The 22,369-nt window shown below is 38.6% G+C and carries 17 protein-coding genes and 5 pseudogenes; 17 read left to right on the top strand and 5 right to left on the bottom strand.

The window, feature by feature from the left end; genetic code table 11:
* The first annotated feature begins 98 nt into the window (after positions 1–98).
* The 6 genes and pseudogenes from CYK16_RS05170 to tnpA all read left to right on the top strand — a co-directional run.
* Positions 99–2,081 (top strand): peptide ABC transporter substrate-binding protein, encoded by a 1,983-nt coding sequence (locus tag CYK16_RS05170; protein ID WP_101776736.1) that lies wholly within the window; start codon positions 99–101, stop codon positions 2,079–2,081.
* A gap of 117 nt (positions 2,082–2,198) precedes the next feature.
* Entirely contained in the window at positions 2,199–3,365 is a 1,167-nt protein-coding gene (locus CYK16_RS05165) for an AI-2E family transporter (RefSeq protein WP_077805236.1), read from the top strand.
* Positions 3,355–4,584, top strand: a complete 1,230-nt coding sequence (locus tag CYK16_RS05160) for a tetratricopeptide repeat protein (RefSeq protein ID WP_180948743.1) — start codon at positions 3,355–3,357, stop codon at positions 4,582–4,584. Before CYK16_RS05165 ends, CYK16_RS05160 begins: the two co-directional genes overlap by 11 nt.
* A gap of 152 nt (positions 4,585–4,736) precedes the next feature.
* Positions 4,737–5,417 (top strand): MgtC/SapB family protein, encoded by a 681-nt coding sequence (locus tag CYK16_RS05155; RefSeq protein ID WP_101776735.1) that lies wholly within the window; start codon positions 4,737–4,739, stop codon positions 5,415–5,417.
* Positions 5,418–5,678: 261 nt separating this feature from the next.
* Positions 5,679–6,548: an aquaglyceroporin Gla gene (gene gla, locus CYK16_RS05150; protein WP_060806336.1), complete on the top strand. Its 870-nt coding sequence runs from the start codon at positions 5,679–5,681 to the stop codon at positions 6,546–6,548.
* Positions 6,549–6,820: 272 nt separating this feature from the next.
* Positions 6,821–7,207, top strand: a pseudogene (gene tnpA, locus CYK16_RS05145) (IS200/IS605 family transposase); the annotation flags it as partial.
* A gap of 429 nt (positions 7,208–7,636) precedes the next feature.
* On the opposite strand, the gene CYK16_RS11035 reads toward tnpA, so the two are convergent.
* The 5 genes and pseudogenes from CYK16_RS11035 to CYK16_RS05120 all read right to left on the bottom strand — a co-directional run bounded on the left by CYK16_RS11035 (position 7,637) and on the right by CYK16_RS05120 (position 10,599).
* Positions 7,637–7,933: a transposase gene (locus CYK16_RS11035; protein WP_374702231.1), complete on the bottom strand. Its 297-nt coding sequence runs from the start codon at positions 7,931–7,933 to the stop codon at positions 7,637–7,639.
* 13 nt (positions 7,934–7,946) lie between these two features.
* Positions 7,947–8,111 (bottom strand): hypothetical protein, encoded by a 165-nt coding sequence (locus CYK16_RS10875; RefSeq protein ID WP_230955075.1) that lies wholly within the window; start codon positions 8,109–8,111, stop codon positions 7,947–7,949.
* A 371-nt stretch (positions 8,112–8,482) separates the two neighbouring features.
* A pseudogene (locus CYK16_RS05130) lies at positions 8,483–8,917 on the bottom strand (IS630 transposase-related protein); the annotation flags it as partial.
* A 35-nt stretch (positions 8,918–8,952) separates the two neighbouring features.
* Positions 8,953–9,189: a hypothetical protein gene (locus tag CYK16_RS05125; protein ID WP_101776734.1), complete on the bottom strand. Its 237-nt coding sequence runs from the start codon at positions 9,187–9,189 to the stop codon at positions 8,953–8,955.
* A 193-nt stretch (positions 9,190–9,382) separates the two neighbouring features.
* Positions 9,383–10,599: pseudogene (locus CYK16_RS05120) on the bottom strand (ISL3 family transposase).
* Between the two features lie 551 nt (positions 10,600–11,150).
* On the opposite strand from CYK16_RS05120, the gene CYK16_RS05115 reads away from it, so the two are divergent.
* From CYK16_RS05115 to CYK16_RS05065, 11 genes and pseudogenes are all read left to right on the top strand, one after another.
* A complete protein-coding gene (locus CYK16_RS05115) occupies positions 11,151–11,858 on the top strand; it encodes an IspD/TarI family cytidylyltransferase (RefSeq protein WP_060805966.1) in 708 nt (235 codons plus the stop codon).
* Between the two features lie 4 nt (positions 11,859–11,862).
* Positions 11,863–12,885 (top strand): ribitol-5-phosphate dehydrogenase, encoded by a 1,023-nt coding sequence (locus CYK16_RS05110; RefSeq protein ID WP_060805967.1) that lies wholly within the window; start codon positions 11,863–11,865, stop codon positions 12,883–12,885.
* Between the two features lie 16 nt (positions 12,886–12,901).
* Positions 12,902–13,772: pseudogene (locus CYK16_RS05105) on the top strand (phosphotransferase).
* The gene (locus CYK16_RS05100) at positions 13,762–14,640 is read left to right on the top strand and encodes a DMT family transporter (RefSeq protein ID WP_060805968.1); all 879 of its coding nucleotides are present in this window, start codon (positions 13,762–13,764) and stop codon (positions 14,638–14,640) included. The pseudogene CYK16_RS05105 and the gene CYK16_RS05100 overlap by 11 nt, the downstream one beginning before the upstream one ends.
* Positions 14,641–14,651: 11 nt before the next feature.
* Positions 14,652–15,338: pseudogene (locus tag CYK16_RS05095) on the top strand (sugar phosphate nucleotidyltransferase).
* An 87-nt stretch (positions 15,339–15,425) separates the two neighbouring features.
* Positions 15,426–16,274: a DNA-processing protein DprA gene (gene dprA, locus CYK16_RS05090; RefSeq protein ID WP_101776733.1), complete on the top strand. Its 849-nt coding sequence runs from the start codon at positions 15,426–15,428 to the stop codon at positions 16,272–16,274.
* Between the two features lie 231 nt (positions 16,275–16,505).
* Positions 16,506–18,593, top strand: coding sequence for a type I DNA topoisomerase (topA, locus tag CYK16_RS05085; protein ID WP_060805970.1), 2,088 nt, complete (start codon positions 16,506–16,508; stop codon positions 18,591–18,593).
* Between the two features lie 105 nt (positions 18,594–18,698).
* Positions 18,699–19,058, top strand: a complete 360-nt coding sequence (locus CYK16_RS05080; RefSeq protein ID WP_001223806.1) for a YbaN family protein — start codon at positions 18,699–18,701, stop codon at positions 19,056–19,058.
* Positions 19,059–19,151: 93 nt separating this feature from the next.
* Complete coding sequence (locus tag CYK16_RS05075; protein ID WP_060805971.1) at positions 19,152–19,784, top strand: copper homeostasis protein CutC; 633 nt, start codon at positions 19,152–19,154, stop codon at positions 19,782–19,784.
* A 44-nt stretch (positions 19,785–19,828) separates the two neighbouring features.
* Positions 19,829–20,485 (top strand): MmcQ/YjbR family DNA-binding protein, encoded by a 657-nt coding sequence (locus CYK16_RS05070; RefSeq protein ID WP_060805972.1) that lies wholly within the window; start codon positions 19,829–19,831, stop codon positions 20,483–20,485.
* Between the two features lie 313 nt (positions 20,486–20,798).
* Positions 20,799–22,361, top strand: coding sequence for a 2-isopropylmalate synthase (locus CYK16_RS05065; protein WP_060805973.1), 1,563 nt, complete (start codon positions 20,799–20,801; stop codon positions 22,359–22,361).
* Positions 22,362–22,369: the final 8 nt, after the last annotated feature.

The following is a 22,369-nucleotide window of genomic DNA, read 5'->3' as shown; positions in this document are numbered from 1 at the left end:
TTCCACATTCTTTTCATGATAATATTAAGAATGTTTTCATTGATTTACTTAATAAAAGTGCTATAATAATCTTATACAAATTGCAAAGGAGTTTGTTTATGAAAAAACGTGTTTTCTTAGCAGCAGGAGTTGCTGTACTCTCGGCAGCTGTCCTAGCAGCGTGTTCATCTGGTAATGCTAATAAAGAAGCAAATAAACCAGTTACTTATGCCTATGTATTTTCATCAGATCCTTCGACTCTGGATTATACAGTTTCTGGAAATGTCAGCACTAAACAGGTCACAGGTAACGTTATTGACGGTTTGCTTGAAAATGACCAATATGGGAATCTGGTTCCATCAGTTGCAGAAGATTGGACTGTTTCCAAAGATGGTTTGACCTATACCTATAAAATCCGTCAGGGTATCAAATGGTATACCAATGAGGGGGAAGAGTATGGTGAAGTCAAGGCTCAAGACTTTGTGACTGGTCTGAAACACGCAGCAGATAAGAAATCACAGGCTCTTTATCTCGTACAGGATTCTATCAAAGGATTGGATGACTATGTAAATGGGAAAACAACAGATTTTTCTACTGTTGGGGTAAAAGCAACTGATGATTATACTGTAGTCTATACTTTGAATCATCCAGAATCTTTCTGGAATTCAAAAACAACAATGGGAGTCCTTGCACCAGTTAATGAAGACTTTTTAGCTTCTAAAGGAGATGACTTTGGTAAACCAACGGATGTAACGAGCATTCTATACAATGGGCCTTATCTCCTCAAAGGTCTTACATCTAAGTCTTCTATCGAAATGACCAAAAATCAACACTACTGGGATAAACAAAATGTCTTTATTGATGATATCAAGTTATCCTTCTTTGATGGTCAAGATGCAGACTCTCTAGGACGCGGTTTTGATGAGGGACACTATCCAGCTGCACCACTCTTTAAAAACTCTGCCAACTATGAACGTCTAAAAGAAAAATACAAGGATAATATTGTGTATGGTCAACAGCGTGGAGGAGTTTTTTATATCTCAACCAATATCGACCGTGTAAATTACAATCACACTGCTAAAACAAGTGATGCAGAAAAAACTTCTACTAAGAAAGCCTTGTTAAACAAAGATTTCCGTCAAGCCTTGGCTTTTGCGGTAGATCGTAAAGCAGGGATCTCTCAAGTATTTGGTGATGAAGTAGGACCTCGTAAGTTACGGACAAGTTTCACTCCTCCAACATTTGTTCAAGTAGGAGATCAAACATTTGGTCAAGTTACTAAGACAGAATTGGATAAATTGGATAACGTCTGGAAAGATGTTAGTCTTGATGATGCCCAAGATTCACTTCATAATGTAGACAAGGCTAAGGCTAAGTTTGAATCTGCTAAGAAAACTCTTCAAGCTGATGGAGTACAGTTCCCAATTCATTTAGATTTGCCAATTTCTTCATCAAATCCAGATTTTATTCGTCAGGTTCAGTCTTATAAACAATCCATCGAGGAAGCCTTAGGCTCTGAAAATGTGGTTGTTGACATTCAACAGGTTTCTGATGATGAATTGGGAAGTATGACTGTTCTAGCTACTTCCAATGCAAATACTGACTGGGATATTAATGCAGTCAGTGGTTGGAATCCAGACTTTGCTGATCCATCGACTTATCTAGATGTATTTGATCCAACTTCAGGTCCAAGTCTCCTAAGTGCTCTTGGTGTGGCACCAGGAACAGACAATCCAGTTATTAAAACAGTTGGATTGGATAAATACAAAGAACTGATTGATGATGCAAATAGTGAGAAAACAGACCTTCAAAAACGTTATTCCAAATATGCTAAGGCCCAAGCTTGGTTGTCAGATAGTGCACTTGTTATTCCAGTATACTCTGATGGTGCTCAAATGCTAGTGACGAAAATGGTTCCTGGCAGTGGTGCCGGTGGCTGGGTAGGTGACAAGACTAGTGAAAATAGCTACAAGTATCTGAAAATCCAAGATAAGATTGTCACTACTAAAGAAATGGATGAGTTCCGCAAGAAATTTGCTGATGAAAAAGCCAAATCAAACGCAGATTATCAGAAGAACTTAGACCGTCATATTCAAGACTAATCAAATCTCCTCTTTTGAGGGGATTTTTTATGTCGCTGTCTCTATGTAAGCACTTTAAAAAAGAGTTATTTTGGTCTAAAAATGGTATAATGAAAGGACGACAGAAAGGAATTATTTATGGAACAAAAAGAGAAACATTTTAGCCTGTCTTGGTTTTTCAAGTGGTTTTTGGATAACAAGGCAATTACGGTATTTTTGGTAACCTTATTGTTGGGACTGAATCTTTTTATTTTAAGTAAGATTAGTTTTCTATTTTCACCTGTTTTGGACTTTTTGGCAGTTGTGATGTTACCAGTCATTCTATCTGGTTTGCTATATTATTTACTGAATCCCATTGTTGATTGGATGGAGAAACACAAAATTAATCGTGTTATAGCTATCACTATTGTCTTTGTCATCATCGCTCTCTTTATCATTTGGGGCTTGGCAGTAGCGATTCCAAATCTGCAACGTCAGGTCTTAACATTTGCAAGAAATGTACCAATCTACCTTGAAGATGCTGATCGGGTTATTGATGATTTGGTCACCAAGCGTTTGCCAGATGATTTCAGGCCTCAGTTAGAGCAAGTTTTGACAAACTTCTCTAGTCAGGCTACAGTTTGGGCAAGTAAGGTTTCTTCTCAGGCGGTCAACTGGGTAAGCGCCTTTATTAGCGGTGCATCTCAAGTGATTGTTGCCTTGATTATCGTTCCTTTCATGCTCTTTTATCTCTTACGTGATGGGAAAGGCCTGCGTCACTATTTGACCCAATTCATGCCAACGAAATTGAAAGAACCTGTTGGACAAGTTTTATCAGATGTGAATCAGCAGTTGTCTAACTATGTTCGAGGACAAGTAACAGTGGCTATTATTGTTGCGGTAATGTTTATCATCTTCTTCAAGATCATTGGTCTACGCTATGCGGTTACGCTTGGTGTTACTGCTGGTATCTTAAATCTGGTTCCTTATCTTGGTAGTTTCCTAGCCATGCTTCCTGCCTTAGTATTGGGCTTGATTGCTGGTCCAGTCATGCTTTTGAAAGTAGTGATTGTCTTTATCGTAGAACAAACTATTGAAGGCCGTTTTGTCTCTCCATTGATTTTGGGAAGTCAATTAAACATCCATCCCATTAATGTTCTCTTTGTCTTGTTAACTTCAGGATCCATGTTTGGCATATGGGGAGTCTTGCTCGGTATTCCGGTTTATGCCTCTGCTAAAGTTGTCATTTCAGCGATTTTTGAATGGTATAAGGTAGTCAGTGGCCTATATGAACTAGAGGGAGAGGAAGCCAAGAGTGAACAATAGTCAACAGATGTTACAGGCTTTGGAAGAGCAAGATTTAGTTAAGGCAGAACATTATTTCGTCAAAGCTTTAGAGAATGATCCAAGTGAGCTTCTTTATGAATTAGCGACTTATCTTGAAGGAATTGGTTTTTATCCTCAGGCCAAGGAAATTTACCTGAAAATTGTAGAGGATTTCCCAGAGGTTAATCTAAATCTAGCAACAATTGCTAGCGAGGATGGTCAAATTGAAGAAGCCTTTGCTTATCTTGAGGAAATCCAAGCTGACAGTGACTGGTATGTGTCGGCTTTGGCACTTAAAGCGGACCTTTACCAGATGGAAGGTTTGACAGATGTGGCACGTGAGAAATTGTTAGAAGCATTGACTTACTCAGAGGATCCTCTCTTGATATTGGGCTTGGCAGAATTAGATAGTGAGTTGGAAAATTACCAAGAGGCCATTCAAGGCTATGCCCAGTTAGATAATCGCTCGATTTATGAGCAAACGGGCATTTCCACCTATCAACGGATTGGCTTTGCCTATGCCCAGTTAGGGAAATTTGAAACAGCTACAGGGTTTTTAGAAAAAGCTCTGGAGTTAGAATACGATGACCTAACAGCTTTTGAGTTGGCCAGTCTTTACTTTGATCAAGAAGAATACCAAAAAGCTGTCCTCTACTTTAAGCAACTTGATACCATTTCACCTGATTTTGAAGGATATGAGTATGGTTACAGTCAGGCCTTACATAAGGAACATCAAGTTCAAGAAGCCCTGCGTATCGCTAAGCAAGGGTTGGAGAAAAATCCGTTTGAAACAAGACTCTTGTTAGTAGCTTCACAATTTTCCTATGAATTGCATGATGCTAGTGGAGCAGAGAACTACCTCCTTACTGCTAAAGAAGATGCTGAGGATACGGAAGAAATCTTACTCCGTCTAGCAACTATTTATCTGGAGCAGGAACGTTATGAAGACATTCTAGACTTGCAAAGTGAGGAGCCAGAAAATCTCTTGACCAAGTGGATGATTGCTCGTTCCTATCAAGAAATGGACGATTTGGATACTGCCTATGAGCTTTACCAAGAGTTGGCAGTAGATTTAAAGGACAATCCAGAGTTTCTGGAACACTATATCTATCTCTTGCGTGAATTGGGCTACTTTGAGGAAGCAAAAGTCAATGCACAAGCTTACTTAAAACTGGTTCCAGATGATGTGCAAATGCAAGAATTGTTTGAGACATTGTAAGAATCCATTAGTTACAGAAAACTGCAAGTTATTACTAGAGGGTAACTGCGGTTTTTTGTTTTAAAAAGGACAATTTTCAACTAATATATTCTCTTGAAAAAGTTTCAACTAGGACTATAATATAAAATTATGAGTGATAGAGGAGGAAAATAATGCTTGATACGATAGCTCTACCGATTGAAGTCCGATATATTATTCTCATTTTATTATCTTGTTTTTCTGGTTTTATCATTGGCTATGAAAGAAAGTCTAAGCACAAGCAGGCTGGGAGAAAGACTCATATCTTGGTTGCCTTAACTGCAACTTTAATGATGATTTTATCAAAAGAAGCTTTCTTGGATACACCTAATTATGATACTTCTAGGGTTGCGGCCCAAATTGTCAGTGGAATTAGTTTCATTGGAGGTGATATTATTTTCATGAGGGATAAAAAAATCAGTGGTATCACCACAGCAGCTGGTATTTGGGCAACTGCAGGTATTGGAATGGCGATTGGGGAAGGTTTTGCTTTTCTAGGCTTATTTTGTAGTTTAATTGTAGTCTCTGTTCAGAAAAGCAGCTCCAAATTTTTGAAAAGCGATACCCATTATCATATCAGAATGACTGGATTTGTAACCAATAAACCTTCAATAGATACCTTGAATATTCTCATTGAACAGAAAGGATTTTACAATCTAAATATTGACATGGATAGGAATGAAAGTGGTTATAATCTTACGATTAGAGCAAATCACGATAAATCCATTTCTTACAAAAATATGGCTGAGGTTTTATGGCAATGTGACGAGAATTTTTATATAAATCAGGTTAAGATTGTTTCATTAGAAAGATAGAGTTTTGTGTTCATAGCAAAACTCTTATTGGTGAATGGGGAAGATACTTCTTATTCCCTATACTATGTATCAGGAGGAATTGACATAAAAGCATCAGATTAGCACAGATAACATAATGAACTGGGAACATCTTGAAAAAAAGATTAGTTTATAAGATTTGGAACCGTTTTCTGTCACAATCTTTCGAGAAAGTAGTTGCTAAAAGATGTAAAAATTGATAGAATAAGGATTGTCTAAAAAATTTTAAGGAGAATCTATCAAATGGATTTCACATGGGCAATTAAATATGCCACTGAATTTTTGGGAACTGCTATTTTGATCATTCTTGGAAATGGTGCAGTTGCCAACGTTGAACTTAAAGGTACGAAAGGTCACCAAAGTGGCTGGATCGTTATCGCTGTTGGTTATGGTATGGGGGTTATGATCCCAGCCTTGATGTTTGGTAACGTATCTGGAAACCACATCAACCCAGCCTTCACTCTTGGACTTGCAATCAGCGGTCTTTTCCCTTGGGCACAAGTTGCGCCTTATATCATTGCACAAGTTTTGGGTGCTATCTTTGGTCAAGCCTTGGTTGTGGCAACACACCGCCCATACTACTTGAAAACTGAAAATCCAAACAACATTTTGGGTACTTTCTCAACAATTTCAAGTTTGGATAATGGTACAAAAGAATCACATTTTGCAGCAACTGTTAATGGTTTTGTAAATGAGTTTGTTGGATCATTTGTTCTTTTCTTTGCAGCCCTTGGAATGACTAAAAACTTCTTTGGTTCTGAAGTGCTTCAATACATGAAACAAATGGCTAGTCAAGCAGGTCAAAATGTTGACTTTTCTGATTTAGCAATCAAAGCCCAAGTAGCACCACATACTGCTTCAGGACTTTCAGTAGCTCACTTGGCACTTGGATTCCTTGTTATGGCCTTGGTAACATCACTTGGTGGACCTACAGGACCTGCCTTGAACCCTGCTCGTGACTTGGGACCACGTCTCCTTCATGCTTTCCTTCCAAAATCAGTTCTTGGTGAGCACAAAGGCGATTCAAAATGGTGGTATTCTTGGGTACCAGTAGCAGCACCGATCGCAGCAGCAATTGCGGCAGTAGCTATTTTCAAATTCCTTTACTTATAAGAAATTGAGTTCTCTATCTATTGTAATGGATTGAAGAAAAATTAAAAACGCATAATATTCAGGTGTTGAATGAAATGCACCCCAAAAGTTAGACAGAAAAATCTAACTTTTGGGGTGTTTTTATTATGTGACTATTGGTCCGTCTCGCTCCGTTAGGTGCGAGACAAAAAAACCACCCGCTATGCGGGTGCGCGTCGAAGGTTATACAAAAAAACTCCAAACGCGATACAATAAAGGTGTTCAAGCCAATTGTAAAGCGAAAGGAGAAAAATATGGCACAAAAGGCTCATAGTTTATCGCACACAAAGAGGCACTGTAAGTATCACATTGTGTTTACCCCTAAGTATAGACGAAAAGTCATCTATAATCAATATCGAAGTAGTTTAGACGAAATATTTCATCGTTTGTGTAGTTATAAAGGAGTTGAAATTATCGAGGGTCACTTAATGCCAGACCATGTACATATGTTAGTAAGTATTCCACCAAGGATAAGTGTTTCGAGTTTCATGGGCTATTTAAAAGGAAAAAGTGCACTCATGATATTTGACAAACACGCCAATCTCAAGTACAAGTTTGGAAATCGGCATTTCTGGGCAGAAGGTTATTATGTAAGTACAGTAGGGCTTAATGAAGCCACAATTAAGAAATATATCCAAGATTAAAGAAATTATCCAGTGGATGATTTCTTAACGAGTATGAAAATTTGAGAACGAGTAAAGCATGATATAGCACTAGATAGATTGAGTGTAAAAGAATATGAGGATCCCTTTAGGGATAGTGGTAAGTAATACTAAAGGCTCTTTAAGAGACCAGTGACGAGTCAAGAGCAATGAGGCTTGAACAAAGTGAAAGCCAGCGTCTTTAGGCGCTGGCTGGTAATTTGGGCTTATAGCCCTGGGACAAACCACCCGTTTGACGGGTGGTCATGATTTGAAAAAACAGTAAAAAAGCGCAAAAAATCACTTCTTGTGCTATGCTGTAATTGAATTTTTTAGTTTTGGAGTTAGAACTGTTTCCTCAGTCCTAGCGCCTTTTCTTTTTGATAAGTCTGCTTGGTGGAGAGTAGTTTGTAAATGATTCTGAGAATCTTATGAGCACAAGCGATGACTGCTTTCATCTTGCTTACTCTTTGGGAAATTCGATTGTAAAAAGAAAAAAAGCTGGATCCTTAGAATTAATCCCGACAGGGTCAAAGCCTGTTTGATATAGCGATTTCCTTGCGTGATGTGTGAGGATTTTTTAATGCCAGCACTTTCATAAGACCCTGGACAGAGTCCAGCCCATGATGTTAAGTGTGCATCGGACGTAAAGGCCGTAACAGTTGGTCCAATCTCAGCTAGAATAGTGGCAGCACAGTTTTCATTCACACCGGGAATGGTTTGAATTATCCTATTTTCCTCAGGGAAACTCCTTTTCTATGTAGTGTTGAATCTCATCGGTCAGTTTTTCAATGAGTTCCTGATACATCTGACATTCCTCTAAGCTCTGGTCTAAGAGAAAGCGGTCTTCTAGTGACAACTTTCCTTCCATCGCTTCCACGAGTTCTTCTGGACTTGTTTTCACTCGCTTCTGGATACAAGGGATAACAGATTCTACATTAATGCTTTCTCCATCAATGAATAATTTTAAAAGTGCTTGCCCTGTTTTAGAAAAAAATCAGAAAGATAACTGGTTAGCTTGATATTGGCCCTTTGTAAGAGATTGTGAATTTCATTTTTAATTTGAGTTTGACGTTGCTTGTAAGAACGCATGCACGTGTCAGTAAACTAAGCTGTACCATTTCAGGGGTAGGAATATAGGAAGGTTCAATTAGTCTGCAACGACTGAGTTGAGCCATCCATTCAGCGTCCTTCACATCTGTCTTACGGCCAGGTACATTTTCCAGATACCTTACCTCTTATTAACTGGCCTTTTAATGAGCGATCATATTTTCAATAAAAATAAGTATCGAATCATGTTTCATCAATATAAACAGGTGCTAAGTGCTTTAAACTATTAAAATTCTTAAGAAATAAAGATACTTTTTCTGGGGCTTGTTCATAGTAGGTGTGGTTCTTTTTTTTTCGAGTGTAGTCCATAGCTTTAAGAGCATAGTGGATGGTAGTTGGATGACAGCCAAATTCAGAAGCTATTTCAGTCAAATAAGCATCTGGATTGTCAGTAAGGTAGTTTTTAAGTCTATCTCTATCAACCTTTCTTGGTTTTGTTCCTTTTACTTGATGGTTTAGCTCTCCTGCTTTCTCTTTTAGCTTTAAACAGCCATAAATGGTGTTACGTGAGATTTGGAAAACCTGTGATGCTTCTGTTATACTACCTGTTCGATCACAATAAGCGAGAACTTTTTTACGAAAATCTATTGAACATGCCATAAGAAGATTATGCCACATTCTGTACTATTTTTGGTTCATTTTACTATATTAAAGAGAGGGAGCCAATATTGCCCAGTACTTTCAAGAAAGACATGTGTGACATGGTTTTTCACCACCCAATCTAAGGTATTGTGAAGAGCTACAGTAGTTGTCCCAAATTTCTTCTGAATTTTCTGTGGTTTATTGCTATCTAGTGGACCATCTAGGATACAATAAACGATAGACTTTTGGTGGACATCAATTCTACAACACGTTTCAATCATAACTTCCATTATAAAAACCTCCTGTTAACTATTTGAACAATAGAACAAGAGGTTACTAGTAATTTTATTTTCATGCTCAAGGCATATTCGAGTTATCTCATGACTCTTGTTCATCCAGTTTTTGATACAGGCTAGGAAAAACTCTATTAAAGACCACGGATTGGTATTGTTCATCTTCATTATAGATAAACTTCGTTTTCTGTCATGAGTTAGCAGGATTAGCCTGCTTGGAGTTTTTGATATTGAGAGCGATAAAAATTCGTTTTTTGAAGTTTTCAAAGTTCCGAAATCCAAAGGCATTTCGTTTGATAAGTTTAACGAGATTATTGGTCGCTTCCAATTTGGCGTTGACAATCTTCTCTTTATCCTTTAGAAAGGTTTTAAAGACAGTCTGAAAAAGAGGATGGACCTGCTTTATATTGTCCTCAATAAGTCCGAAGAATTTTTCAGGTTCCTTGTTCTGAAAGTGAAAAAGCAAGAGTTGATAGAGATTGTAGTGGTGTTTCAACTCTTCTGAATAGCTCAAAAGCTTGTCTAGAATCTCTTTATTCGTTAAGTGCATATAAAAAGTAGGGCGATAAAATCGTTTATCACTCAGTTTACGACTATCCTGTTGAATGAGTTTCCAGTAGCGTTTGATGGCCTTGTATTCATGGGATTTTCGCTCAAATTGATTCATGATTTGGACACGTACACGACTCATAGCACGGCTGAGATGTTGGACAATGTGAAAGCGGTCAAGAACGATTTTAGCGTTAGGAAAAAGTTTACTGGCAATATCGTAGTAAGGGCTAAACATATCCATCGTAATGATTTTCACCTGACAACAAACAGCTCGCTCGTAGCGCAGAAAGTGATTTCGGATGATAGCCTGTGTTCTGCCTTCAAGAACAGTGATGATGTTGAGATTATCAAAATCTTGTGCAATAAAACTCATCTTTCCCTTAGTGAAGGCATACTCGTCCCAGGAAGACGAGAAAAATCATGCTTAAAGTGGAAATCATTGAGCTTTCGAATGACAGTTGAAGTTGAAATGGAAAGATGATGGGCAATATCGGTCATAGAAGTCTTTTCAATTAACTTTTGCGCAATCTTTTGGTTGATAATACGAGGAATTTGATGATTCTTCTTGACGAGTGAGGTCTCGGTGACCATCATTTTCGAGTAATTATAGCACTTGAAACGACGCTTTTTCAGGAGGATTCTAGTAGGCATACCAGTCGTTTCGAGGTAAGGAATTTTAGACGGCTTTTGAAAGTCATATTTCTTCATTTGACTTCTGCAATCAGGGCAATATGAGGCGTCGTAGTCCAGTTTAGCGATGATTTCCTTATGTGTATCCATATTGATGATATCTAGAATTTTGATGTTTGAGTCTTTGATATCGAGTAGTTTTGTGATAAAATGTAATGGTTCGATATGAATTTTTCTAATGATGGTCTGGTTGCTTTTCATTATAGGTCATATGGAACTTTTTTTCTACACAAAAATAGGCTCCATAATATCTATAGGAGTATTATAGAGTCAAATTAAAAACACATAATATTGAACTGCACCCCAAAAGTTAGATTTTTTCTGTCTAACTTTTGGGGTGCAGTTCAATATAGGATAGAGCATTTAATTTTATACTTTTCATTCAATTTACCTCGTTTTTCATTATATCATAAAGTTAGCTAATAAGAAATGAAGGGCAGTAAGTCAAGTAATCACTTTGAAGTTTCAAATCTTAATTTTAAGTTTTCTTTAAGGAAAGTATATTATTCTGAAGGACTCTAAAATTTCACAGACATTTATTGGTAATGACTACAGAATTCCTGATCATTGCTAGAAATGGACTAGTTTCTTTGAATAATAGAACTCTTTAATCCTTCTATTCTAGAACGGGAGGGCCGGTATTTCTTTCATGATAGGATTAGATTGTGGTATAATAGAGAAAATAAGTTTTTTTAGTAAGACAAAGGAGAAAATAGATGATTTATGCAGGAATTCTTGCTGGTGGAACTGGCACACGCATGGGAATCAGTAACTTACCAAAACAATTTTTAGAGTTAGGTGATCGACCTATTTTGATTCATACAATTGAAAAATTTGTCTTGGAACCAAGCATTGAAAAAATTGTAGTTGGGGTTCATGGAGACTGGGTTTCTCATGCAGAAGATCTTGTAGATAAATATCTTCCTCTTCATAAGGATCGTATCATCATTACAAAAGGTGGTGCTGACCGCAATACAAGTATTGAGAAAATCATTGAAGCCATCGATGCTTATCGTCCGCTTACTCCAGAGGATATCGTTGTTACCCACGATTCTGTTCGTCCATTCATTACGCTTCGCATGATTCAGGACAATATCCAACTTGCTCAAAATCATGACGCAGTGGACACAGTGGTAGAAGCTGTTGATACTATCGTTGAAAGTACTAATGGTCAATTCATTACAGATATTCCAAATCGTGCTCACCTCTATCAAGGACAAACACCTCAAACATTCCGTTGCAAGGACTTCATGGCCCTTTACGGTTCTCTCTCTGCTGAAGAGAAGGAAATCTTGACAGATGCATGTAAAATTTTTGTCATTAAAGGAAAAGATGTAGCCTTGGCCAAAGGTGAATACTCAAATCTGAAGATTACAACCGTAACAGATTTGAAGATTGCAAAAAGTATGATTGAGAAAGACTAGTAAAATGATTAATCAAATTTATCAACTAACTAAGCCTAAGTTTATCAATGTCAAATATCAAGAAGAGGCTATTGACCAAGAGAATCATATCCTCATCCGCCCTAATTATATGGCGGTCTGTCATGCGGATCAGCGTTATTATCAAGGAAAACGTGATCCCAAGATTTTGAATAAAAAGCTTCCAATGGCAATGATTCACGAATCATGTGGAACCGTTATTTCTGATCCGACAGGAACCTATGAGGTTGGGCAAAAAGTTGTCATGATTCCCAATCAGCCACCTATGCAGAGTGATGAAGAATTCTATGAGAACTACATGACAGGGACCCATTTCTTGTCTAGTGGCTTTGATGGCTTTATGAGAGAGTTTGTTTCTCTTCCTAAAGATCGTGTGGTGGCTTATGATGATATTGAAGACACGGTTGCAGCCATTACAGAGTTTGTCAGTGTCGGCATGCACGCTATGAATCGTCTATTGACCCTTGCTCATAGCAAGTGGGACCGAATCGCCGTTATCGGAGATGGAAGTTTAGCATTTGTGGTTGCCAATATTATCAACTATACTTTGCCAGAAGCAGAGATTGTGGTTATTGGTCGTCATTGGGAAAAATTGGAACTTTTCTCTTTTGCCAAAGAATGCTATATCACTGATAATATTCCCGAAGATTTGGCCTTTGACCATGCTTTTGAGTGTTGTGGTGGTGATGGTACTGGACCAGCTATTAATGACTTGATTCGCTATATTCGTCCTCAGGGAACGATTCTCATGATGGGCGTTAGCGAATATAAAGTCAATCTCAATACACGCGATGCTTTAGAAAAAGGCTTGCTCTTAGTTGGATCTTCTCGTTCTGGTCGCATCGATTTTGAAAATGCCATCCAAATGATGGAAGTCAAGAAATTTGCTAATCGTCTTAAAAATATCCTTTATCTAGAAGAACCTGTAAGAGAAATTAAAGATATTCACCGTGTCTTTGCAACCGATTTAAACACAGCCTTTAAAACCGTGTTTAAGTGGGAAGTATAAGAAATGGAGGTTAATTGTGGAGAAAATCATTAAAGAAAAAATTTCTTCCCTACTTAGTGAAAAAGAGGAAGTCCTCAGTGTTGAACAACTGGGAGGTATGACCAATCAAAACTATTTGGTCAAAACAACAAATAAGCAATACATTGTTAAGTTCTTTGGTAAAGGGACAGAAAAACTGATCAATCGTCAAGATGAAAAGTATAATCTTGAACTACTAAAGGATTTAGACTTAGATGTAAAAAAATTATCTTTTTGATATTGAAGCTGGTATCAAAGTAAATGAGTATATCGAATCTGCGATTACGCTTGATTCAACGTCAATCAAGACCAAATTTGATAAAATTGCTCCAATATTACAAACCATCCATGCGTCTGGTAAGGAATTAAGAGGAGAATTTGCTCCTTTTGAAGAAATTTAAAAATACGAATCCTTGATTGAAGAGAAAATCCCTTATGCCAACTATGAAGCTGTTCGAGAAGAAGTCTTCTCCTTAGAGAAAAGACTGGCTGACTTAGGTGTTGACAGGAAATCTTGTCATATCGATTTAGTGCCTGAAAACTTTATCGAATCACCTCAAGGACGACTTTATTTGATTGACTGGGAATATTCATCAATGAACGATCCAATGTGGGATTTGGCTGCCTTCTTTTTAGAGTCTGAATTCACTCGTCAAGAGGAAGAAGCATTCTTATCTCACTATGAGAGTGAGCAGACACCTGTCTCTCGTGAAAAGATTGCAATCTATAAAATTTTGCAAGATGCTATTTGGAGTCTATGAACAGTCTACAAAGAAGAGCAAGGTGCAGATTTTGGTGACTATGGTGTGAGTCGTTACCAAAGAGCTATTAAAGGTTTGTCATATTATGGAGGTTCAGATGAAAAATAAAAATGGAGTTTCTTTTGGTCTACTCTCAGGTATTTTCTGGGGTTTAGGTCTAACGATTAGTGCTTATATCTTTTCGATTTTTACAGATTTGTCGCCCTTTGTGGTGGCCGCTGCTCACGATTTCTTGAGTATCTTTATCTTACTAGCTTTTCTCTTGGTAAAAGAAGGAAAAGCTCGTCTCTCAATTTTCTTAAATATTTGCAATGTTAGTGTTATCATCGGAGCCTTGCTAGCAGGCCCTATCGGTATGCAGGCCAATCTTTATGCAGTTAAGTATATCGGAAGTTCCTTAGCTTCATCGGTATCCGCTATCTATCCTGCGATTTCAGTTTTATTGGCTTTCTTCTTTTTGAAGCACAAGATTTCGAAAAATACTGTATTTGGGATTGTCTTGATTATTGGAGGGATAATTGCTCAGACCTATAAGGTTGAACAGGTCAATTCCTTCTACATTGGGATTCTCTGTGCTTTGGTTTGTGCTATTGCATGGGGGAGTGAGAGTGTCCTTAGCTCTTTTGCCATGGAAAGTGAATTGAGTGAAATCGAAGCCCTCTTAATCCGTCAAGTAACTTCATTCTTGTCCTATCTTGTGATTGTGCTCTTCTCTCATCAGTCATTTGCAGAAGTGGCCAATGTACAATTGCTAGGTCTCATGATTGTCTTTGCAGCCTTTGATATGATTTCCTACTTGGCTTATTATATCGCTATCAATCGCTTGCAACCAGCCAAGGCTACAGGTCTTAACGTGAGTTATGTAGTTTGGACTGTCTTGTTTGCAGTCATTTTCTTGGGTGCACCGCTAGATATGCTGACAATTATTACGTCACTTGTCGTCATTGCTGGAGTTTATATTATTATTAAAGAATAAAGGAGATTCGTGTGAAATCCATTATCTTAGCAGCGGGATTGGGAACTCGCTTGCGTCCTATGACTGAAAATACTCCTAAAGCCTTGGTTCAGGTTAATCAAAAACCTTTGATTGAATACCAAATTGAGTTTCTCAAAGAAAAAGGAATCAATGACATCATCATCGTTGGTTACCTTAAAGAACAATTCGATTACTTAAAAGAAAAATATGGTGTTCGCCTTGTTTTCAATGATAAATACGCTGACTACAATAACTTTTACTCTCTCTATCTTGTAAAAGAAGAATTGGCAAACCGCTATGTTATTGATGCTGACAATTATCTCTTTAAAAATATGTTCCGCAATGATTTGACACGTTCGACTTATTTTAGTGTTTATCGTGAAGATTGTACCAACGAATGGTTCTTGGTCTATTGAGATGACTATAAGGTTCAAGACATTATTGTTGATAGCAAGGCAGGTCGTATCCTTAGTGGTGTATCCTTCTGGGATGCTCCAACTGCAGAAAAGATTGTCAGCTTTATCGATAAGGCTTATGCAAGTGGCGAATTTGTTGATCTCTATTGGGACAATATGGTTAAGGGTAATATCAAAGAGCTAGATGTCTATGTTGAAGAATTAGAAGGCAATAGCATCTATGAAATCGATAGTGTCCAAGATTATCATAAATTAGAAGAAATTCTTAAAAACGAAAATTAAAGATTCCAACATCTGGCTGAAATAGTCGGATGTTTTTTGATTTTTTTACGAATAAATAGATGAGTAGAAAAAGAAATGGAGATATTTATGAAAATCACAAACTATGAAATCTATAAGTTAAAAAAATCAGGTTTGACCAATCAACAGATTTTGAAAGTCCTAGAATACGGTGAAAATGTTGATCAGGAGCTTTTGTTGGGTGATATTGCAGATATATCAGGTTGCCGTAATCCAGCCGTTTTTATGGAACGTTATTTTCAGATAGACGATACGCATTTGGAGAAGGAGTTTCAAAAATTTCCATCTTTCTCTATTTTAGATGACTGTTACCCTTGGGATTTGAGTGAAATATATGATGCGCCTGTACTTTTATTTTACAAGGGAAATCTGGATCTCTTGAAATTCCCTAAGGTAGCAGTTGTCGGCAGTCGTGCTTGTAGCAAACAGGGAGTTAAGTCAGTTGAAAAAGTCATTCAGGGATTGGAAAATGAACTGGTTATCGTCAGTGGATTAGCCAAGGGCATTGACACAGCATCTCATATGGCAGTTCTTCAGAATGGCGGAAAAACCATTGCAGTGATTGGAACAGGACTGGATGTGTTTTATCCTAAAGCCAATAAACGTTTGCAAGACTACATCGGCAATGATCATCTGGTTCTCAGTGAATATGGACCTGGCGAACAACCTCTGAAATTTCATTTTCCTGCCCGTAATCGCATCATTGCTGGACTTTGCCGTGGCGTGATTGTAGCAGAGGCTAAGATGCGTTCGGGGAGTCTCATTACCTGTGAGAGGGCAATGGAAGAAGGACGCGATGTCTTTGCTATACCTGGTGGCATTTTAGATGGACTATCAGACGGTTGTCATCATTTGATTCAGGAAGGTGCAAAATTGGTCACCAGTGGAAAGGATGTTCTTGCGGAATTTGAATTTTAATACTCTTCGAAAATCTCTTCAAACCACGTCAGCTTCCATCTGCAACCTCAAAACAGTGTTTTGAGCAACCTGCGGCTAGCTTCCTAGTTTGCTCTTTGATTTTCATTGAGTATAAGAAGAAAGTCCGCTTACTAGACAAACTTTTCTTCTATTATAATAGCTAAGTCTTGACAGGGTTCAAAAAATGGTTTACACTTTATAAAGTTTATTACTTTGAAAAGGTGTGATACTGTGGCTACGGCAACAAAAAAGAAAAAATCAACAGTTAAAAAAAATCTAGTAATCGTGGAGTCGCCTGCTAAGGCCAAGACGATTGAAAAATATCTAGGCAGAAACTACAAGGTTTTAGCCAGTGTCGGGCATATCCGTGATTTGAAGAAATCCAGTATGTCAGTCGATATTGAAAATAATTATGAACCGCAATATATCAATATCAGAGGAAAAGGTCCTCTTATCAATGACTTGAAAAAAGAAGCCAAAAAAGCTAATAAAGTCTTTCTGGCGAGCGACCCGGACCGTGAAGGAGAAGCGATTTCTTGGCATTTGGCCCATATTCTCAACTTGGATGAAAATGATGCCAACCGTGTGGTCTTCAATGAAATCACCAAGGATGCGGTCAAAAATGCTTTTAAAGAACCTCGCAAGATTGATATGGACTTAGTCGATGCCCAACAGGCTCGTCGTGTCCTAGACCGCTTGGTAGGCTATTCGATTTCGCCTATTTTGTGGAAGAAGGTCAAGAAGGGCTTGTCAGCAGGTCGCGTTCAGTCTATTGCGCTTAAGTTAATCATTGATCGTGAGAATGAAATCAATGCCTTTCAGCCTGAAGAATACTGGACAATTGATGGTATCTTTAAAAAGGGAACTAAGCAATTTCAGGCTTCCTTCTATGGAGTAGACGGCAAAAAGTTGAAACTGACTAGCAATGATGAGGTTAAGGAAGTCTTGTCTCGTCTGACCAGTAAAGATTTTTCAGTAGATCAGGTGGATAAGAAAGAGCGCAAACGCAATGCTCCTTTACCCTATACCACTTCATCTATGCAGATGGACGCTGCCAATAAAATTAACTTCCGTACTCGAAAGACTATGATGGTTGCCCAACAGCTCTATGAAGGGATTAATATCGGTTCTGGTGTGCAAGGTTTAATTACCTATATGCGTACCGATTCGACTCGTATCAGTCCAGTGGCGCAAAATGAGGCAGCAAACTTCATTACAGACCGTTTTGGTAGCAAGTATTCTAAGCATGGTAGCAAGGTCAAAAACGCTTCAGGTGCTCAGGATGCCCACGAGGCTATTCGCCCGTCTAGTGTTTTTAATACACCTGAAAGCATCGCTAAGTATCTGGACAAGGATCAGCTCAAGCTTTATACTCTTATTTGGAATCGTTTTGTAGCGAGCCAGATGACAGCTGCTGTCTTTGATACTATGGCTGTTAAATTGTCTCAAAATGGAGTTCAATTTGCTGCCAATGGTAGTCAGGTTAAGTTTGATGGTTATCTTGCCATTTATAATGATTCTGATAAGAATAAGATGTTGCCAGATATGGCTGTTGGAGATGTTATCAAACAGGTGAATAGCAAACCAGAGCAACATTTTACTCAACCACCTGCTCGCTATTCTGAAGCGACACTGATCAAGACCTTGGAGGAAAATGGGGTTGGACGTCCGTCAACCTACGCACCGACCATTGAAACTATTCAGAAACGTTATTATGTTCGCCTTGCAGCCAAACGTTTTGAACCAACAGAGTTGGGAGAAATTGTTAACAAGCTCATCGTTGAATATTTTCCAGATATCGTAAACGTGACCTTTACAGCTGAAATGGAAGGCAAGCTTGATGACGTCGAAGTTGGAAAAGAGCAGTGGCAACGTGTCATTGATGCCTTTTACAAACCATTTTCTAAAGAAGTCGTCAAGGCTGAAGAAGAAATGGAGAAAATCCAAATCAAGGATGAACCAGCTGGATTTGACTGTGAAGTGTGTGGCAGTCCAATGGTTATTAAACTTGGTCGTTTTGGTAAGTTCTACGCTTGTAGCAATTTCCCAGATTGCCGTCATACCCAAGCAATCGTGAAAGAGATTGGTGTTGAGTGTCCAAGTTGTCATCAGGGACAAATCATTGAACGCAAAACTAAACGTAATCGCCTCTTCTATGGTTGCAATCGCTATCCAGAATGTGAATTTACTTCTTGGGACAAGCCTGTTGGTCGTGACTGTCCAAAATGTGGCAACTTCCTCATGGAGAAAAAAGTCCGTGGTGGTGGCAAGCAGGTTGTTTGTAGCAAGGGTGACTACGAAGAAGAAAAGATTAAATAAGAGGAGAGTCCTGAAAGTTAATTTCAGGCTCTTTTTGGTTAGAGCTTGACAAAATTCATCATTTTATGCGAAACTAGAAGAGGATTATTTTAATTAGGAGTAGTTATGCGTATTGTTTATCTAATTATTGGTTTTTTATCGCTGGCCTTGGCTATTGTTGGGGTTGTTTTACCCTTGTTGCCTACAACGCCTTTTCTTTTGTTGTCTATTGCTTGTTTCTCAAGAAGTTCCAAGCGCTTCGAAGATTGGCTTTATCATACCAAGCTCTATCAAGCATATGTAGCTGATTTTCGCGAGACTAAGTCTATTGCGCGTGAACGAAAGAAAAAAATCATCGTATCTATCTACATCTTGATGGGGATTTCTATTTATTTTGCTCCTCTTTTACCGGTCAAAATCGGTCTGGGAGCCTTGACTATCTTTATCACCTATTACCTCTTTAAAGTTATTCCAGACAAAGAATAAGTAAAATTTGTAACTATTTCCCTTGATAAAAATAAAAGCATATTCACAACAATATGATATAATAAATTCAAAGTAATACTCAAGGAGAATCAAATGATTTACGAATTTTGTGCTGAAAATGTGACCTTACTTGAAAAAGCGATGGAGGATGGAGCTCGTCGAATCGAACTCTGTGATAACCTTGCAGTTGGTGGGACAACACCCAGCTATGGAGTGACTAAGGCAGCGGTTGAATTGGCAGCTAACTACGATACGACCATTATGACCATGATTCGTCCACGTGGTGGCGACTTTGTCTATAATGACCTAGAAATTGCTATTATGCTAGAAGACATTCGTTTGACTGCTCAATCTGGCAGTCAAGGAGTTGTATTTGGGGCTTTAACTGCTGATAATAAGTTGGATAAGGCTAATCTAGAGAAGTTAATTGCTGCATCAAAAGGAATGGAAATTGTCTTTCATATGGCCTTTGATGAATTGAGCGAAGAAGACCAGTTAGAAGCTATTGACTGGCTCAGCCAAGCCGGTGTCACTCGTATCCTAACTCGTGCTAGTGTGTCTGGAGACTCGCTAGAGAAACGCTTTGCTCACTATCACAGAATTTTGGAGCACGCTAAAGATAAAATTGAAATTCTACCAGGTGGGGGGATTGACTTGGACAACCGTCAAATCTTTATCGATCAGCTAGGTGTGACACAATTGCACGGAACCAAGGTTGTCTTTTAAAAAAATAGAAAGGAACTGCTAGCTTTGGGTAGCAGTTTTCACTTATGTTTGAAATTTTTAAATCCTATCAGTTTAATCAAGAAAAGGCTCGTGCTTATGGTTTTGTAGAAAGTAGTGGAGTCTGGATCTATAGTTGCCAGATTTTGCAGGGTGACTTTATCATGACAGTCTCCATCACTACTGATAATGTGAGTTTTCAAGTCTTTGACCAGGAAACGGGCGACCTCTATCCTCAAGTTCATATGGAAAGTATGACAGGAAGTTTTGTTGCAAGTGTCCGTGAGGCTTGTCTGGAGATTCTTTACCAGATTCGGAAGGCTTGTTTTGATGTGCAAGATTTTATCTGTCCTCAGACTAAACGAATCATGACTCAAGTTCAAGAAAAGTATGGTAATCAGCTGGAGTATCTGTGGGAAAAATCACCTGATACAGCAGTGTTAAGACACGAAGGCAATAAAAAGTGGTATGCCGTCTTGATGAAAATCTCTTGGGATAAGTTGGAAAAGGGCAGAGAAGGACAGGTGGAAGCAGTCAACCTCAAACATGACCAAGTAGCTGATTTACTTTTAAATAAAGGTATTTATCCAGCTTTTCATATGAACAAACGCTACTGGATTAGTGTGGCGCTTGATGATGCTTTATCAGATGAAGAAGTGCTAGAATTGATAGAAAAAAGTTGGAACTTAACCACTAAAAAATGAAACATTTCAATATTTTTCAACGACTTTCAATTAGCAAAATATTCTCTACTGAAGAAATTTTCAGAAAATATTGGATTTTTTCTTGACAAGTACTTTTGCCTATGCTAAAATACTAAACAAGATATCAAACGAAGGAGAAAGTCAAACATGAAAACAGCTAAGTTTAATCAATTCGCTTTGTTGTTGAGGTACTCGGGCTAGTGCAAAAAGCATTAGTCCTGTTTGGCTTACCAAGCGGGAGTGAATCAACATCTCGCTTGGACTTCTGAGCGAGATGTTTTTTTAAAACCACATTTGGAAAAGGGGAAATCTTATGAGAACAGTTGAATTTCTAGATACCAGCCTTCGGGATGGAGAACAGACACCAGGTGTTAATTTTTCAATCAAGGAAAAAATTGCCATTGCAAGACAGCTGGAGAAATGGGGCATTTCAGCAATTGAAGCTGGTTTTCCAGCGGCTAGCCCTGATTCATTCACAGCAGTTCAGGAGATTGCTAAGGTCTTGAAGAAAACAGCGGTGACTGGTTTGGCACGCTCGGTCAAGTCTGATATTGATGCTTGTTATGAGGCCCTCAAGGATGCCAAGTATCCACAGGTTCATGTCTTTATCGCTACCAGTCCGATTCATCGTAAGTATAAGCTTAATAAGAGTAAAGAAGAGATTTTGGAAGCTATCAAGGAGCATGTTTCCTATGCCCGTTCTAAGTTTGAGGTTGTCGAGTTCTCTCCAGAGGATGCGACCAGAACAGAGTTGGATTTCCTTCTGCAAGTTGTTCAAACAGCGGTTGATGCAGGGGCGTCTTATATCAATATTCCTGATACGGTTGGATTCACCACTCCAGAAGAGTACGGAGCCATCTTCAAATACCTGATTGAGAATGTCAAGACGGATCGTCAGATCATCTATTCACCTCACTGTCATGATGACCTTGGAATGGCAGTGGCTAATAGCCTTGCTGCTGTCAAGAATGGTGCAGGACGTGTTGAAGGGACTATCAACGGTATTGGGGAGCGAGCTGGAAATGCTGCCTTGGAAGAAATAGCAGTGGCTCTCAATATTCGCCAAGATTACTATCAAGCAGAAACTAGTATTGTTTTAAATGAAACCATCAATACTTCTGAAATGGTTTCTCGCTTCTCAGGTATTCCAGTTCCTAAAAACAAGGCCGTCGTTGGTGGCAATGCCTTTTCTCACGAATCTGGTATTCACCAAGATGGAGTCCTTAAAAATCCTCTCACTTATGAAATCATCACTCCTGAATTGGTCGGTGTCAAGAGTAATAGCCTTCCACTTGGAAAATTGTCAGGTCGCCATGCCTTTGTCGAGAAACTAAGAGAATTGGCGCTAGATTTTACAGAAGAGGATATCAAGCCACTCTTTGCTAAGTTCAAGGCGTTAGCGGACAAGAAGCAAGAAATCACAGATGCAGATATTCGAGCTTTGGTAGCTGGAACCATGGTTGAGAATCCAGAAGGCTTCCACTTTGATGATTTACAACTACAAACCCATGCGGAAAATGACATTGAAGCACTCGTTAGCCTAGCCAATATGGATGGTGAGAAAGTCGAATTTAATGCGACAGGACAAGGATCTGTTGAAGCAATCTTTAACGCTATCGATAAGTTCTTTAACCAATCCGTCCGCTTGGTGTCCTATACTATTGACGCTGTGACAGATGGAATCGATGCCCAAGCTCGGGTTTTGGTCACTGTTGAAAACAGAGATACAGAAACCATCTTTAATGCAGCAGGGCTTGATTTCGATGTGTTGAAGGCTTCGGCTATTGCCTACATCAATGCCAATACCTTTGTTCAAAAAGAGAATGCTGGTGAGATGGGACGCAGTGTTTCTTACCGCGATATGCCTAGTGTGTAAAGGAGAAG

This window comes from Streptococcus oralis subsp. dentisani, assembly GCF_002860905.1.
GTDB classification, from domain to species: domain Bacteria; phylum Bacillota; class Bacilli; order Lactobacillales; family Streptococcaceae; genus Streptococcus; species Streptococcus oralis_BA.
The sequence above is the reverse complement of the archived record's forward strand: the minus strand, read 5'-3'. Positions and strand labels throughout refer to the sequence as shown.

Excerpts from the sequence above, each read along its gene's own strand:
- CYK16_RS05170 (WP_101776736.1), top strand. The coding sequence starts at position 99 with ATGAAAAAACGTGTTTTCTTAGCAGCAGGAGTTGCTGTACTCTCGGCA.
- CYK16_RS05165 (WP_077805236.1), top strand. The coding sequence starts at position 2,199 with ATGGAACAAAAAGAGAAACATTTTAGCCTGTCTTGGTTTTTCAAGTGG.
- CYK16_RS05155 (WP_101776735.1), top strand. The coding sequence starts at position 4,737 with ATGCTTGATACGATAGCTCTACCGATTGAAGTCCGATATATTATTCTC.
- gla (WP_060806336.1), top strand. The coding sequence starts at position 5,679 with ATGGATTTCACATGGGCAATTAAATATGCCACTGAATTTTTGGGAACT.
- CYK16_RS05125 (WP_101776734.1), bottom strand. The coding sequence starts at position 9,189 with ATGGAAGTTATGATTGAAACGTGTTGTAGAATTGATGTCCACCAAAAG.
- CYK16_RS05115 (WP_060805966.1), top strand. The coding sequence starts at position 11,151 with ATGATTTATGCAGGAATTCTTGCTGGTGGAACTGGCACACGCATGGGA.
- CYK16_RS05110 (WP_060805967.1), top strand. The coding sequence starts at position 11,863 with ATGATTAATCAAATTTATCAACTAACTAAGCCTAAGTTTATCAATGTC.
- CYK16_RS05100 (WP_060805968.1), top strand. The coding sequence starts at position 13,762 with ATGAAAAATAAAAATGGAGTTTCTTTTGGTCTACTCTCAGGTATTTTC.
- dprA (WP_101776733.1), top strand. The coding sequence starts at position 15,426 with ATGAAAATCACAAACTATGAAATCTATAAGTTAAAAAAATCAGGTTTG.
- CYK16_RS05080 (WP_001223806.1), top strand. The coding sequence starts at position 18,699 with ATGCGTATTGTTTATCTAATTATTGGTTTTTTATCGCTGGCCTTGGCT.
- CYK16_RS05075 (WP_060805971.1), top strand. The coding sequence starts at position 19,152 with ATGATTTACGAATTTTGTGCTGAAAATGTGACCTTACTTGAAAAAGCG.
- CYK16_RS05070 (WP_060805972.1), top strand. The coding sequence starts at position 19,829 with ATGTTTGAAATTTTTAAATCCTATCAGTTTAATCAAGAAAAGGCTCGT.
- CYK16_RS05065 (WP_060805973.1), top strand. The coding sequence starts at position 20,799 with ATGAGAACAGTTGAATTTCTAGATACCAGCCTTCGGGATGGAGAACAG.